This window comes from Photobacterium sp. GB-50 (assembly GCF_003026755.1).
In the GTDB taxonomy this organism is placed as follows: domain Bacteria; phylum Pseudomonadota; class Gammaproteobacteria; order Enterobacterales; family Vibrionaceae; genus Photobacterium.
The window spans coordinates 594,056-609,189 of the sequence record NZ_PYNX01000001.1 but is presented as its reverse complement, the minus strand read 5'-3'; the positions used below and the strand labels follow the sequence as shown (position 1 = coordinate 609,189).

Annotated in this window: 12 protein-coding genes; 7 read left to right on the top strand and 5 right to left on the bottom strand. The window is 39.7% G+C overall.

From position 1 onward, the window contains the following. Window positions 1-440: 440 nt before the first annotated feature. Entirely contained in the window at window positions 441-1,328 is an 888-nt protein-coding gene (locus C9J41_RS02730) for a TraB/GumN family protein (RefSeq protein ID WP_107294175.1), read from the bottom strand. Between the two features lie 180 nt (window positions 1,329-1,508). Next, window positions 1,509-4,439: a copper-translocating P-type ATPase gene (locus C9J41_RS02725; RefSeq protein WP_107294174.1), complete on the bottom strand. Its 2,931-nt coding sequence runs from the start codon at window positions 4,437-4,439 to the stop codon at window positions 1,509-1,511. A gap of 120 nt (window positions 4,440-4,559) precedes the next feature. Between C9J41_RS02725 and cueR the strand changes: the two genes are divergently transcribed. Next, a complete protein-coding gene (cueR, locus tag C9J41_RS02720) occupies window positions 4,560-4,955 on the top strand; it encodes a Cu(I)-responsive transcriptional regulator (RefSeq protein ID WP_107205396.1) in 396 nt (131 codons plus the stop codon). 38 nt (window positions 4,956-4,993) lie between these two features. On the opposite strand, the gene C9J41_RS02715 is transcribed toward cueR, so the two are convergent. Then, a complete protein-coding gene (locus C9J41_RS02715; RefSeq protein ID WP_107205397.1) occupies window positions 4,994-5,431 on the bottom strand; it encodes a hypothetical protein in 438 nt (145 codons plus the stop codon). Beyond that, window positions 5,418-6,092, bottom strand: coding sequence for a winged helix-turn-helix domain-containing protein (locus C9J41_RS02710; RefSeq protein WP_107245689.1), 675 nt, complete (start codon window positions 6,090-6,092; stop codon window positions 5,418-5,420). Before C9J41_RS02710 ends, C9J41_RS02715 begins: the two co-directional genes overlap by 14 nt. 689 nt (window positions 6,093-6,781) lie before the next feature. Between C9J41_RS02710 and C9J41_RS02705 the strand changes: the two genes are divergently transcribed. From C9J41_RS02705 to C9J41_RS02690, 4 genes are all read left to right on the top strand, one after another. Beyond that, window positions 6,782-7,798: an OmpA family protein gene (locus C9J41_RS02705; RefSeq protein WP_107205399.1), complete on the top strand. Its 1,017-nt coding sequence runs from the start codon at window positions 6,782-6,784 to the stop codon at window positions 7,796-7,798. Between the two features lie 196 nt (window positions 7,799-7,994). Further along, on the top strand, window positions 7,995-8,402 hold the full coding sequence (locus C9J41_RS02700; protein ID WP_107290610.1) for an META domain-containing protein: 408 nt from the start codon (window positions 7,995-7,997) through the stop codon (window positions 8,400-8,402). Window positions 8,403-8,480: 78 nt separating this feature from the next. Further along, a complete protein-coding gene (locus tag C9J41_RS02695) occupies window positions 8,481-9,356 on the top strand; it encodes a metal-dependent hydrolase (RefSeq protein WP_107290609.1) in 876 nt (291 codons plus the stop codon). 409 nt (window positions 9,357-9,765) lie between these two features. Beyond that, window positions 9,766-10,011 (top strand): zinc ribbon domain-containing protein, encoded by a 246-nt coding sequence (locus C9J41_RS02690; RefSeq protein WP_045150963.1) that lies wholly within the window; start codon window positions 9,766-9,768, stop codon window positions 10,009-10,011. 57 nt (window positions 10,012-10,068) lie between these two features. Here the strand turns inward: C9J41_RS02690 and xseA are convergent, their stop codons facing one another. Then, window positions 10,069-11,418, bottom strand: coding sequence for an exodeoxyribonuclease VII large subunit (gene xseA, locus C9J41_RS02685; protein ID WP_107294173.1), 1,350 nt, complete (start codon window positions 11,416-11,418; stop codon window positions 10,069-10,071). 273 nt (window positions 11,419-11,691) lie between these two features. Between xseA and guaB the strand changes: the two genes are divergently transcribed. Continuing rightward, a complete protein-coding gene (guaB, locus tag C9J41_RS02680; protein ID WP_107245683.1) occupies window positions 11,692-13,155 on the top strand; it encodes an IMP dehydrogenase in 1,464 nt (487 codons plus the stop codon). A gap of 111 nt (window positions 13,156-13,266) precedes the next feature. Then, on the top strand, window positions 13,267-14,844 hold the full coding sequence (guaA, locus tag C9J41_RS02675; protein WP_107245712.1) for a glutamine-hydrolyzing GMP synthase: 1,578 nt from the start codon (window positions 13,267-13,269) through the stop codon (window positions 14,842-14,844). Window positions 14,845-15,134: the final 290 nt, after the last annotated feature.

Sequence of the window (15,134 nt, the reverse complement as noted above, 5' to 3'; positions counted from 1 at the left end):
CTCTTCACCGACCACTTATTAGAAGCCTCGTCGAAAGACGGGGCTTTTTTGCATCAGATGTCTTTCATATTTTGTTGAATAGCATGTTTGGTAGAGCATCACAGCTCTAGGTAAATGGCGGACCAGAGGGTCGGGGGTTCCTGATCTATTAAAAAACTGCTCTTCACCGACCACTTATTAGAAGCCTCGTCGAAAGACGGGGCTTTTTTGCATCAGATGTCTTTCATATTTTGTTGAATAGCATGTTTGGTAGAGCATCACAGCTCTAGGTAAATGGCGGACCAGAGGGTCGGGAGTTCCTGATCTATTAAAAACCAGCTCTTCACCGACCACTTATAAAAGCCTCGTTGAAAAACGGGGCTTTTTTACATCTGATGTTTATAAACCCTGTGAGTAAATAATACGATTTAAAGTGTTGTTCCACAGCCATGTGTTGGTATTTATGACGTTAGCTTTTCCCATCCATCACACTGTGCCGTAACACCTTTGGTGATCCTTTCAACAGTAAATCCTTCTTTCTCCATCAAAGCGGGAAGTCCTTGCTCTCCGATTAAATGAAATGCGCCGACAACAACCATAAACCGTCCAGATTGATAATCTTCTGATTCACTGAGTATTTTTGTCCATTGACGATTCCGAGAAAAAATTAAGGCATCGTTGGTTTCTGGATCAAATTGGGTATCGTTGAATAGTTCGGTAAATTTTTTACTGTCGCCTTGTTTCCATACATTAACTAAACATTTCAGTGCTTGCTCTGTTTGTTGCCAGTTATTGATGGTCTCTAACAACATGTTAGTGCCATTTTCAGGTAAGTTTTGAAGCAGGTTTAATTGATGCTCAACCGTTTCAAATGCCTTAATTGGTAGATTTTGTTGCTGCGCTCTTTTCAATAACACATAATCGATACCCTGATCGGTCGATAGATTTTGTTGCTTAGCGAGTGCAAGCTGGAGATAAGTTGCTGTCAACCATGGTGGCTGAGCAATAAGGTGTTCATAAGGAAGTTGTAGTGATGTTGTGATTATTTGAAGCGTTTGGAGTTGTTCGGAATTGAGTTTGTCTTGGGTTAATGGTGGCGGGTATTGTTCAACGGTCGATGTTGATTGAGTGAGTATATTTGCTTCGACAATTAATGCATCAGCATCTTTCCATTGCGTTAAAAAAGCCTTTGGTAATGGAAACATGTCTTTCTCACCCGCATGTATTGAACCTAATACATAGAATTGGCGTTGCGTATCATAAATTTTCCAAACAATGGGCTCTGCGAATGCATGATGAGAAATAAATGGCAGCAGCACCAGAATTTTTGAAAGTAAAGATCTAAACATTCATCGCCTTAAAATAAGAAATTATACGTTTTCTTAGTTATAACAAAATATTCCTGATTAGTAATAAAAAAGGCTACTGAGAGTAGCCTTTGGTATTAGTTTGGTTAACTAAGGCTAGGGTGAAGCCAGAACCACCAAATAATTAATGCAATAGCAGCAATGCCTAATAACAAGCACATACTATTTCTCCTGTGCTGATTTAGCTTGGTAGCTAGGTTTAAATAAGCGAAGTCGATTGGCATTGGTAACTACAGTTATGGATGATAACGCCATGGCAGCCCCCGCAATGACTGGGCTGAGTAATGCACCCGTGAGTGGGTACAATACACCTGCAGCAATAGGAATACCTAAGCTATTGTAAATAAAGGCACCAAATAGGTTTTCTTTCATATTTCGCAAGGTTGCTTTAGATAACTCTAAGGCATCAACCACCCCATGAAGAGAGTGACGCATTAATGTAAATTGCGCACTTTCTATCGCAACATCAGTGCCACTTCCCATCGCAATACCGACTTCTGCCAATGCAAGAGCTGGAGCATCGTTGATGCCATCACCGACCATTGCGACTCGATTACCTTGCTGTTGAAGCTGTTTTATTTGCGCCGCTTTACCATCGGGTAGCACATCAGCAACTACATCCGTAATGCCTAATTTAGTCGCGATAACTTGTGCTGTTTTAAAACTGTCTCCCGTTAGCATCACAACAGTCAGACCCATTTTTTGCATTCGTTTAACCGCATTTAATGAGTCACTACGTAGAGGATCGCTAATGCCAATAATTCCGATAAGTTGGTTATTTTTCGCTAAGTAAACAGGTGTTGCACCTTGAGAGGCGATATTATCAAAGTCAGTTTGGGCTTGATTGATATCAACATTGTATTGGGTCATTAATTTTTTATTTCCCAGTATCACGCTGCTTGTATCAATAGTGCCTGACACACCCATACCTGCAATGGCTTTAAATTCTGTTACTCGACTGAGAGTCAGATCTTTTTGTTTCGCTGATTCAATAATAGCGTTCGCTAAAGGATGCTCCGAACCTTGTTCTAAGGTAGCGGTTAATTGTAATAGCTGATCTTCAGTAAGAGCGGTATAGCTCTGAATACTTACCACTTGTGGCTTTCCTTCAGTGAGCGTACCTGTTTTATCTAACACAACAGTATTGATGTTGGCTGCTTGCTGCATAGCTTCAGCATCACGGATTAAAATCCCCAGCTCTGCTGCGCGTCCAACTCCTACAGTCACTGACATTGGTGTAGCGAGCCCTAATGCACAAGGACAAGCAATGATAAGTACGGTTGTCGCTGCGACTAACATATAAACCGATGACGGTGCTGGACCGAAGTAGTACCACACCATGGCAGTAATAATGGCGATGATCATGACACTTGGCACAAAGATACTTGAAATAGTATCAGCTAAGCGTGCAAGTGCAGGTTTACTGCTTTGAGCTTGACGAACGAGTTGGATAATTCGAGCTAGCATTGTATCGCTGCCAATATGCTCAGCTTTAAAGAGTAATGCTCCTTGCTGGTTGATCGTCCCTGCTCTGATTTTGTCACCATTCTGTTTGTGAACAGCAAGAGGCTCACCTGTTAGCATCGATTCATCTATATAGGTATTACCTTCAATGACGACACCATCAACAGCGACTTTTGCACCAGGGCGAAGACGTAACGTCATCCCACTTTTTATTTCATTAAGTGGACGCTCACTTTCCACGCCGTTTTCAACTACGATAGCCGTTTGTGGTTGTAGATCGATTAAACGCTCTAATGCTTTCGATGTTTGACTACGGGCGCGAGCTTCAAGGGCATGGCCTAATGTAATTAAACCTATAATCATGGCTGTTGCTTCGAAATACACATGGCGAGCAGCAGCTGGAAACATATCAGGTTTAAGCACAACTAACATTGAAAATAGCCAAGCAGCACCGGTCCCCAGCGCAACTAATGTATCCATAGTAGCGCGATGATGTTTAAATGCTTTCCAACTATTGAGATAGAAATCTTTACCAACAGTTACGATCAATAATAGGGTGATTAAGCCAACAAATCCCCATGCCAATTGGCTGGTGGTTGAGTCGATCATCATACTGCCGCCAAAGATCCCCCAAGCCATCATAGGAACCCCTAAGCCAAGTGCAATAAATGCATTTCTTAAGTGTGTTTTAAATGTTTGAGTATTTTGTTGTTGTTGACGATGACGTCGAGTTTGTTCATCTTCACTGATTTCAGCGCCATAACCGGCTGCAGTAATCGCGGTAATAACGGCTTTTATATCAGGATTACCTGAGATAAGTGCTGTACGCTCCGCAAGGTTTACACTGACGGTATCAACACCTGTAACTTGCTTAATCGCTTTTTCAACAGAGGCGACACAACTGGCACATGTCATACCTGATAACAGTAACTGTTGAACCTGAGAACTTTCAGATGAGAGAAGAGCATTTAGCGCTTTATCATCCTTGTTCTCTTGCTCATTGGTGTTTACTGGTTGAGCTAATTTGTCATCTATAGTTGTTTGTGTTGCTTGGTAGCCAGCCTCTGTAATAATGGAAATGACATCTTCTGCAGTAAGTATTGTTCTAATTTCTGCATGCGTTTTATCTAAAGCAAGGATTTTGATCTGATCATTGGCTTTTAGTTTCTCTGTCAATTTGGCAACGCACTTTCCGCATGAAAGCCCTGATAGAGTAAACATCAGTGTGTCTTTTTCTAATTCCGACGAAGCAGGTATTACTTGATAACCCAGTGATGTAATAATATCGGTAAGTGTTTGCTCACTTAGAGAGCCCGTTATATCAGCTGTTTCTTTCGTTATACTAGCGCTGAAAATATCATTCCGGCTTGCTAGTGCGGCTTCAACTTTAGCCACGCATCGACCACATGATAAACCAGCTAGTGCAAGTTGATAGTGGAAACCGACGTGATAGCCTAATGCATTGATCTTTTCAGACATTGTTTTTAGTGGGCTTTCACTATTTACAGTAATTTGCTTTGTATCTATATCGATAATTTGGCAGTCGGGCAATGTTGCTAAAGCTGAACGTATTTTATTTACGCAGCTCATGCAATGGACGTTCGCGAGTGGGAGAGTAATAGCATTCATTTTGAGCCCTTACGCCTTACTATATTTAAAGGATGAAGTAAGAATAAACCTTCCAGTTACTGTAAGGTCAAGGTATGTTTGGTGTATTTTAAAGAATAGATAAAACGTGGAAGGATAAAGATGATTAATATAAGTGAAGTCGCTGAAAAAACAGGGCTAACAGCAAAAACTATTCGGTTTTATGAAGCGAAAGGTGTGATAAGCCCAGCTCCTAGAGGTGCTAATGGATATCGTTATTATAATCAAAACCATATTTCAGAGTTACTGTTGATCAAACGTTCTCGAATGATTGGATTTTCTCTTGATGAATGCCGTGATTTATTAACGTTATCAATGAACTCAAGTCGTCAGAGTCGTGATGTAAAACAAAAGGCGGAAGAAAAGTTAAAAGAGATAGATATTAAGATTAATGAATTACTACAGATGAAGAAAACACTAGAAGCATTAACGAAGCAATGTCCTGGAGATAAAAATTCAACCTGTCCGATATTGGAAGGGTTAGTACAACAAGAATAAACAGGCGCTAGAAAATTAGCACCTGTTATTAATTCTGATTATGAATTACTGTCAGTCATTGCAAGTGTGCCGTCGTAAGGGATCACTTGTAGCTTGGGTTTTGGATGCTTTGTGAAAATCACAAGTTCATCTTTATTCAGTCTTTGTAACGAAAGCTGGTACCAAAAACGTTTATTTGCAAAGTTTAAGCTCTCTATCGAAGAATCAGTAATTTTCTTGGTGTGATCTTCATTACTGGTGATTAATATTGCCGCATTGCCAAAAGCGTAAAAATACAGTCCTTTTAATACGGTATAGCCATTATCTTGTTTTGGGTCGGGATAGTCTATTAAGGTGTATTGACCAAATTTACAACTGCCGAACTGTTCATGGCCGGGAGTGGTTAATTTATAGTTAAAGTCGCAACCCATACCGTTAATAATTGGAAATAACATCAGAGCAACTAAGGCCATGATGATGTATTTAATTTTTTTCATACAGTTTACCTGCTGAATCTATATATATAGTGCCTTTCGATGGCAGGTTTTTAGGCAATTCATTTAAGTTAAGAAGCTCTATATTACCACAGATCTGCTGATTATTAACGGATACACAGGGTGGTGTTTGCCAACTACTGGTCCAAAGTCCTATCCATGCTAATAATGCAATCATGGATATACCACAACCAATTTTTGCTATCTTTGATAACGGTTGTTTTGCTGTGGTGTCATTTTTCTGCTCACCGTTATTATCCAATAATGCAGTTACATTCTCTTCTTTATTTAAAGATGCGGTTGCACTTTGGCTAGTCGTTATATGGTCACTGTCTGATACGATCTCTGGTTGGATTTTATGCTGTATAAAAGTGTTTTTAGCAATCGTAAATCCAGCCCCTTTTATCGTAATGATAATTTCATTTTTTGTTTTAAAAGCTTTGCGTAAATTAGCGATAGCAACATTTAATGAGTTAGGTACAACGACTTTATCAGGCCAACCGATCTCCAGTAATTTATCGCGGCTAATAATCTCACCATTATTATCAATTAAGTATTGTAGTATTTTTGTCTCACTAGCACTGAGTTTGGTTGTAGTATCAGGTGTAGAATAAGCGCTTTTTTGGGGTTCAAAGCTATCTTTACCCTGCTTATATATAATCATTGATTTACCTATTCACTATCTACAAAAGACCATAGTCGCCTTTTAACGTATTTATCATTGTTATTATTTATAGTGCTAAATGTATCTTGGCGCAGCGGGATAAACTACGCAATTTTTAGCAGTTACTCTGTCTAAATTGAAGACTTAAGTAACATGTATTGGATGAAAGAAAAACAAAAAATAATCCAGTATCTTTTTTGTCAGCATTGATGCTAACAAAAAAATTTATTTATGGAAGAGATAATAAAAGTAGCAGATACCACATTGTGCAGATAAATTAATCTTTGAACGTTTTTTGATAATTCAATACACCTATATAAAGTAATGTTTTTAGATGGCTGGAATCATAAAAAAGAACTATTTAATTATTTGTTTTTTATTGCTTTATGTTTTTTTACATGGTTTTTTTATCTTTTTTTAGAACTGTTTTTTCTAGATGAATTGTTTTGTATTTTCCTTTATCTCCTTTTTTTTCTGAAAAAACTATTTTTCAGAAGTCCGATTTTTTTTGTGGTGAAAAACACAAAATAATTGTGAACATCATTTTTTATTACTTGCCATAACATCGTATTCGTCACAAAATACACCCCGTTCCTGACAATAACTGCTTTGCGATACACATTAAAAAAATAGTACGCACTACATAAAGCAGACTTAAAAAGTTTAAGCATTACTCAATGGAGTTAAACATGAAATTGAAATCTCTATCTCTATCTGTACTAGCAGCTTTATCTCTAGGTGTTGCTACATCTGCTACGGCAGCTGATGCAACTACTAGCACTACAGCTACAGCGCCTGCACAAACTGCTCCTTCTTACGATCAATCTGGTTTCTGGGTTGGTGGCGCACTAGGTATGGGTTACGTATCTAACAGCGATATTTCTAAGTTCCCTGGTTCTGCAAACGGTGAAGCACCAAGTGTTAAACTAGATGCTGGTTACGACTTCAACCAATACTTCGGTATCTACGGTAGCTACGATTACATGCATGATCTAGGTAATGCTGACATGCACCTAGGTACTTTGGGTGTGAAAGGTAACCTACCTCTAACTCAAAAACTATCTGCGTTCGGTAAGTTAGGTGCTACATACATCTACGCTGATAACAAGAACTTTGCAAACAACGCGCTACACATGAAGTCTGACAGCTTCTCACCAACAGTTGGTTTAGGTCTGTCTTACCAAATCACTCATGCACTATCTACTCAAATCGGTGCTGATTACTACCAAGACCTACGTACTTCACACGGTCACGCTGATCTAACTCAAGCGTACTGGGGTATGACTTACAAGTTCGGTCAACCAGCAACTCCAATGGTTGTTACTAACAACGTTGAAGTAGTTAAAGAAGTAGCTGTTGAGTCTCAAGTACCAACTCGTTCTTCTTACGTTCTACCATACCAAAATGGTCAAACTAAGCTAAATGACTACGGCCGTTACAACCTAGGTGAAGTTATTGCAACTATGCAAGCTAACCCAGAAGTTAACGCTCAAATCATTGGTCGTGCAGACAAAGTTGGTTCTGCTGCAGTTAACGAAAAAGTTTCTGCAGAGCGTGCAGCAAACGTTGCTAAATACCTAGAAGCTAACGGTATCGACGCATCTCGTCTAACTGTTTCTTCTGTAGGTTACAACAACCCACTTAAAACTGACTCTGCGACTAATACTAACTACGTTCAGCGTTCAGTACAGATCATCCTTAAGTAATTAAGACTGATCCACATCTATCTAGTATTTTATTACTAAGATAAATTAATGCCGGTGATATTTTCACCGGCATTATTTTTTTAATCACATTCTCATTAAATCACTTTTAATTCGTCGCGTTTAATGCGGAGGACTGTGTACGTCAAGCGTAAGCGATTTAATTAGAATGAATTAAGATATGTTGTAAGGACTAATAATGAAAAAAACAACGTTATGTTTATTAGCATTAATGACCATTTCATTAACTGGGTGCTTTTCCAACCAGCAATTTGAAAAATCAGCACAAATGGTTGGTGATTGGAAACTAAAAGGTGGAGTTGAGCTCCCCGGTATTACAAAGCATCGACCATCATTAAATATTGAATCAAACATGAAGGTAACAGGTTTTACCGGTTGTAATGTTTTTAAAGGTAAGGTTGAGCCAGTCGGTGATTTTTCGCTTCCATTTGTCACGCGCAAAATGTGTTTACCTGAGTTAGTTAAACAAGAAAATAATATGCTAAATGTGTTACGCAGTGCGACAAGTATTGAAGTGATTAACAATAGCCTCATTGTTGATGCTGGCGATAAGTTTTTGGTATTTGAAAAAACTAATGCAAGTTGATTGTCTTATGTGATTTAATTTTATGTAGAGCCCAGCCATTGTGCTGGGCTTTTTTATAAGTAGAACTAAGGATAGAAGATGCCTGTTATCGCGCCAACGCAAGTCGTATTTACTCAACAACAATGGTTGCTTGATAGTACTGTACTAATGATAAGTCATTCAGGTGACGAAAATTATGTTGTTACCCAGTCGACCCCTTTTCATCCTGTTAGCCATATTTGGCCTGATCATCCTGCTGATCAAGGGATGATTATTCATGCTGATAAACAGTATCAGGTTAACAATTGTGTCGTTGGTGCTATTGAGCTAGCAACAAACAATCTTTTTATTGCCCAAGACATTCCGGTTAAACGGGATACGGAAGGATGGGTGTTTGTTGTTGTTCATATTATTACAGGAACAATAGACTTTGATATTGGCAATACAGTGACATTGTCTGTTGATAGGGAATATCAGCAAAGTTTGAGTCGTGGACATAGTGCGGGGCATTTATCTTCTTTAGCGTTAAATAAAGTTCTTCATAATGACTTCTGGCGAAAAGAGCCGACTCGTAGAGATGAGCTTGGTTTCTATGATTTTCATAGCTATGCCCAAGAAAAAAGTGAAGTGACGCCCGATCTCAGTACTGACACGTATCGTTTAGGTAAAACATTACGTAAGCGTGGGCTAAACAGCGCAGATCTACTAGCAGAACTTAATGTTGTAGCTGAGCGTATTAATCTGCAACTCAGTGATTGGGTAGCATTAAAAACTGCTGTGGTAATGAGGCGAGAAGGTGATCATCTGACAGATTCGCGTTATTGGCAATGTAATTTAGGCTCTGAGGGCGTTATTGAGATCCCTTGTGGTGGAACTCATATTTTATCTTTATCTGAATATCAATCAGTTACCGTTAATTTTAAAGTGAATTCAGATCAAGAGATTGTGATGTATACCAAGAGTGTGAAAGCGTAATATTAAACGTTTATTTAGATTTTATTCTCTGAGTTATGCTTATAAAGATAAAGATCCTAATTTATATAATTCATGATCATTGTGTTTTAATATTGTTTATTGGATTTATATCCTGTTTAAAATCCAAATACAGAATATGTAACTTATGCTTTCGGGATGTGTATTGATAAATGTTCTTTTGATACCTGTTAGCTGATCAGGTTTGTTTTAAAAGAAGATCACCACTAAGCATGTTGATCATCGTGTTGATCTAAATTGATTGTTTTATGATTGTCGAATAATGGAAAAAACTTATTTATGATAATTCTTTGTGATGAAGATGAAGTTCTACGCGCAAGATAATTGTATTTCTGATTACCGCACTTAATAATCATTCGAAGATGTAAATTTTGTACAGAGGTCGAAGAGCATGGCTGATAACGTTGAAAATATTTGTCCGCAATGTAGCAGCTTATTAAGTTGGAAAGATCACGGCTATTTTTGCGATTTTTGCCAACAACAAGTTGAGAAACATGTATTTTGTCCTGATTGCAATGAGCAGTTAGAAAGATTACAAGCGTGTGGTTCTGCAAGTTATTTTTGTAATCATTGCAATGAGTTAAAGTCTAAATCTCGGGTTAAGGTACAATTTGAAATGCGTGCTGAGACACGCTAAATAGAATGTATAAAAAATGGCGCTAAATAGCGCCATTTTTGTTAACAGATACTATGGTTATTTGATAACACAGGAATGGATATCACCATCCGTTACTGTGGTGATAAGTTTATCCCCCTGCTGAACTTGTGATGTATTTCTGATTAGATCACCTTGCTCATTTCGAGTAATAGAATAACCACGGGCCAAAGTTGCTAGTGGGCTTACTGTTTCTAGTTTTTCTGCCGCCACCGCTAATTTATGTTTTGCATTTAGCAGCTTACGGTCTAAAGCATCATAGAGTCTTCGTTCACTCCGCTCTAAATTTCGTTGTGCATTGCTTACTAACGTAGCGGGGGAGTAAAGTGATATTTTATAGTTATTACTATCGATATGTTGTTGATGCTTTTGTAATTTTTTCTGCATTGCTTGAACTAAGCGTTGACTAATTTCATCAAGATGTTGCTGCTGCTGATTTAAACGAAGCTGTGGATGCTGACGCTCTAAACGGTGTTGTAGTTGAGTTGCTTGGCGCAAAGAGTGTGATAAATACGACCTGACGGCATGGCGCAATTGTTGTTTTTTACGATCGAGTAATTGTGTTTGGTGAGTCATATCGCGACTGATCAACTCAGAGGCAGCAGAAGGTGTTGGTGCACGGACATCGGCAACAAAATCAGCGATAGTGACGTCGACCTCATGGCCAACCGCACTGACAATGGGGATCTGGCTAGCGGCAATGGTTCGCGCGACAATTTCTTCATTAAATGCCCAAAGATCTTCCAGTGAACCGCCACCTCGACCGACAATTAATACATCACATTCCTGTCTAGCATTGGCTCGACCAATCGCTTGTGCAATAGAAATTGCAGAGCCTTCGCCTTGTACCATGGTTGGATAAATCACAATGGGTAAACTCGGATCGCGACGTTGCAAAACGTGTAAAATGTCGTGCAGAGCCGCGCCTGTTTTTGAGGTAATAATACCTACTCGTTTAGGTTGTTCTGGCAGCGTTTTTTTGAGTGATTGCGCAAATAAACCTTCCGCTGCTAACGACATTTTTAATTGTTCAAATTGCTGTTGTAAGCGACCATCGCCTTCTGGCTGCATACTTTCAATGATCAGCTGATAATCACCACGTGGTTCATATAATGACAAACGCGCCTTAACTAATACTTGATTACCATTGGCAGGTTTAAAGGTCACATGTCGATTACTGCCTTTAAACATGGCACATTTAACTTGGGCACGTGAATCTTTCAGGGTGAAATACCAATGACCAGAAACGGGCATCGAAAAATTAGATAACTCACCAATAAGCCACACTACACCCATTTCATTTTCAAGTACGAGACGTACTTGTGCATTTAAGCTAGAAACCGTGTAAATACGACTATTCGTTTGGCTTTGAGGGGAAAAAGTGGTCACTAGGAATGGTACCTGCTATCGAATGAAGTAGTAGGCAGGCGGTCAAAATAAAACCGAATAAGACATAAAGTATACAGGCAGATCAATGGACAGATCTTGGCCGTATTTCCTTGACCGCATCACCGGATAGTTAACCGAAATATATTACTTATCAATTAAAATGTGTCAAGAAAAAAAATTAAAAAAAATCTAGCCAAACGTTTGCTTCATACGTATAATTCGACCGCAATATTTTATCCTTCTTTAAACCCCTATTCGGTGTGAGATATTGCAATGTTACGAATTAAACAAGAAGCTTTAACCTTCGATGATGTTTTGCTGGTTCCTGCCCATTCAACCGTTCTACCTAACACTGCCGATCTGCGCACTCAACTGACAAAAGATATTTCTCTTAATATCCCAATGGTGTCAGCGTCAATGGATACTGTGACTGAAGGTCGCTTAGCTATCGGTCTTGCTCAAGAAGGTGGTATCGGTTTCATTCACAAAAATATGTCTATCGAACAGCAGGCGGATCAAGTTCGCATGGTGAAAAAGTTCGAAGCAGGTGTTGTTTCTGAACCTGTGACTGTTAAACCTACCGCAACGATTGCTGATGTTAAGCGATTAACAGAGCAGAACGGTTTTGCTGGTTACCCTGTAGTAACAGATAGCAATGAGTTAGTTGGTATTATTACAGGTCGTGATGTTCGATTTGTTACTGATCTTTCAAAGACAGTTGAAGAAGTGATGACATCTAAAGCAGATTTAGCATCGGCTAAAGAAGGCGCATCTCGTGAAGAAGTTGAAGCTATCATGCAACAACACCGTGTTGAAAAGGTGTTACTTGTTGATGATGAATTCCGCCTTAAAGGCATGATTACTGCAAAAGACTTCCAAAAAGCAGAACGTAAACCTAATGCTTGTAAAGACGAGCGCGGCCGCTTACGTGTAGGTGCTGCGGTTGGTGCTGGTGCTGGTAATGAAGAGCGTGTAGCTGCTTTGGTTGAAGCTGGCGTAGACGTACTGCTTATCGATTCTTCACACGGTCACTCTGAAGGCGTTCTACAACGTATTCGTGAAACGCGTGCGGCATTCCCTAATCTTCCAATTGTTGGCGGTAATGTCGCTACGGCTGAAGGTGCGCGTGCTCTTATTGAAGCAGGTGTGAGTGCAGTAAAAGTTGGTATCGGCCCTGGTTCAATCTGTACAACTCGTATTGTTACAGGTGTTGGTGTTCCACAAATTACCGCAATTTCAGAAGCGGCATCTGTTGCTGATCAATACGGTATTCCTGTTATTGCTGATGGCGGTATTCGTTACTCTGGTGATATGTGTAAAGCGATTGCCGCTGGTGCATCATGTGTAATGGTAGGTTCTATGTTTGCTGGTACTGAAGAAGCACCGGGTGAAGTTGAACTATACCAAGGTCGTTCATACAAATCATACCGTGGCATGGGTTCACTAGGCGCAATGTCAAAAGGTTCTTCTGACCGTTATTTCCAAACTGATAATGCGGCTGACAAATTGGTACCAGAAGGTATTGAAGGCCGTGTTGCTTATAAAGGTTACCTAAAAGAAATCGTTCACCAACAAATGGGTGGCTTACGCTCAAGCATGGGCCTAACGGGCTCAGCAACGATTGAAGAGCTTCGTACTAAAGCTGAATTTGTACGTATTTCAGGGGCTGGCATGAAAGAGTCACACGTTCATGATGTGACTATTACTAAAGAAGCACCTAATTACCGTATGGGTTAATTGTTACCCACTCATCTTTGGGTTTAACTATTACGTCAGTAAGAAATAACATCGGGAGCAGAGCCTTTGCTCCCAATATATAAAATTATTCGAGAACATTCACTAATGACCATGACCACAAATATTCATGAACAACGTATCCTTATTTTGGACTTTGGCTCTCAATATACACAGCTAATCGCCCGTCGTATTCGCGAAATTGGTGTGTACTGTGAACTTTGGAGCTGGGATGTTGATGAAGCCGATATCCGTGAATTTGCGCCAAACGGTATTATTCTTTCTGGTGGTCCTGAAAGTGTAACGGAAGCCGGTTCTCCACGTGCACCACAATATGTATTTGAAGCAGGTGTACCTGTATTTGGTGTGTGCTACGGCATGCAAACCATGGCTGAGCAGTTAGGCGGTAAAGTTGCAGGTTCATCTGAGCGTGAATTTGGTTACGCACAAGTTAAAATTGTTGAACCAACACATTTCCTTGAAGGTATTCAAGACGCAACAGCCAAAGACGGCACACCATTAATGGATGTGTGGATGAGCCATGGCGATAAAGTGGTAGAAATCCCGTCAGATTTTATCAAAATTGCAGAAACAGAAACGTGCCCATTTGCAGCAATGGCGAATGAAGAGAAGCGTTTTTACGGTGTTCAGTTTCACCCTGAAGTGACGCATACACGTCAAGGTATGAAGTTAATTGAGAACTTCGTAATGAATATCTGTGGCTGTGAAAAGCTATGGACATCAGCAAATATCATTGAAGATGCTATTGCTCGTATTAAAGAGCAAGTGGGTGACGATGAAGTGATTCTTGGCCTTTCTGGCGGCGTAGACTCATCAGTTGTTGCTATGCTTATTCACCGTGCGATTGGCGACAAGCTAACGTGTGTATTTGTTGATAACGGCCTGCTTCGTTTAAATGAAGGTCAACAAGTGATGGACATGTTTGGCGATAAATTTGGTTTAAATATTGTTCATGTTCAAGCTGAGGATCGTTTCTTATCAGCACTTGCAGGTATTGATGAGCCAGAAGCGAAACGTAAGAAGATTGGGCATGTATTCGTTGACGTATTTGATGAAGAATCTAAGAAACTGAAAAATGCGAAGTGGTTAGCACAAGGGACGATTTACCCTGATGTGATTGAATCTGCAGCATCGAAAACAGGCAAAGCACACGTGATTAAATCTCACCATAACGTAGGTGGTCTACCAGACGATATGGAAATGGGTCTAGTTGAGCCATTAAAAGAGCTATTTAAAGATGAAGTGCGTAAGATCGGTCTTGAGTTAGGCCTACCTTACAACATGCTTTACCGCCACCCATTCCCTGGGCCTGGTTTAGGTGTACGCGTTCTAGGTGAAGTGAAGAAAGAGTATTGTGATTTACTTCGTCGTGCAGATGCTATCTTCATTGAAGAGCTTCACAAAGCCGATCTTTACAACAAAGTATCACAAGCATTTACCGTGTTCCTACCCGTTCGCTCTGTAGGCGTAATGGGTGACGGTCGTAAATATGATTGGGTTGTATCGTTACGTGCAGTAGAAACAATCGACTTTATGACAGCACACTGGGCACACCTGCCTTACGACTTCCTTGGCAAAGTATCGAACCGTATTATCAACGAAGTCGATGGTATTTCTCGTGTGGTTTACGATATTTCAGGTAAGCCGCCAGCAACGATTGAGTGGGAATAATCTCTCTTACTGAAAAATACTGAGCAAACATCAAACCCTAGTAAGGTGACTTACTAGGGTTTTTTATTGCTCATATTTTATAGATATCCATTCAAATGAAGATGAAAATGAGGAAAGACATGCTTCACGTAAGGTTACTTGTTGGAGGGGATTTTCTAGAGGTATAACTAAGCGATTGAGACTTGTTTTGTATTTGTTGGTGCTTATGTTTTTAATTGTTTATTGAGTTGTTGCTTTATTGTTTATGGTTAATGCTTGGTTACAATCTTCCGTAATAAGGTTTAGTTATT

Bases quoted from the DNA above. Each gene is read 5' to 3' on its own strand.
- C9J41_RS02710 (WP_107245689.1), bottom strand. From the start codon at position 6,092: ATGATTATATATAAGCAGGGTAAAGATAGCTTTGAACCCCAAAAAAGC.
- C9J41_RS02730 (WP_107294175.1), bottom strand. From the start codon at position 1,328: ATGTTTAGATCTTTACTTTCAAAAATTCTGGTGCTGCTGCCATTTATT.
- guaA (WP_107245712.1), top strand. From the start codon at position 13,267: ATGACCACAAATATTCATGAACAACGTATCCTTATTTTGGACTTTGGC.
- guaB (WP_107245683.1), top strand. From the start codon at position 11,692: ATGTTACGAATTAAACAAGAAGCTTTAACCTTCGATGATGTTTTGCTG.
- cueR (WP_107205396.1), top strand. From the start codon at position 4,560: ATGATTAATATAAGTGAAGTCGCTGAAAAAACAGGGCTAACAGCAAAA.
- C9J41_RS02725 (WP_107294174.1), bottom strand. From the start codon at position 4,439: ATGAATGCTATTACTCTCCCACTCGCGAACGTCCATTGCATGAGCTGC.
- C9J41_RS02700 (WP_107290610.1), top strand. From the start codon at position 7,995: ATGAAAAAAACAACGTTATGTTTATTAGCATTAATGACCATTTCATTA.
- C9J41_RS02705 (WP_107205399.1), top strand. From the start codon at position 6,782: ATGAAATTGAAATCTCTATCTCTATCTGTACTAGCAGCTTTATCTCTA.
- C9J41_RS02690 (WP_045150963.1), top strand. From the start codon at position 9,766: ATGGCTGATAACGTTGAAAATATTTGTCCGCAATGTAGCAGCTTATTA.
- C9J41_RS02715 (WP_107205397.1), bottom strand. From the start codon at position 5,431: ATGAAAAAAATTAAATACATCATCATGGCCTTAGTTGCTCTGATGTTA.
- C9J41_RS02695 (WP_107290609.1), top strand. From the start codon at position 8,481: ATGCCTGTTATCGCGCCAACGCAAGTCGTATTTACTCAACAACAATGG.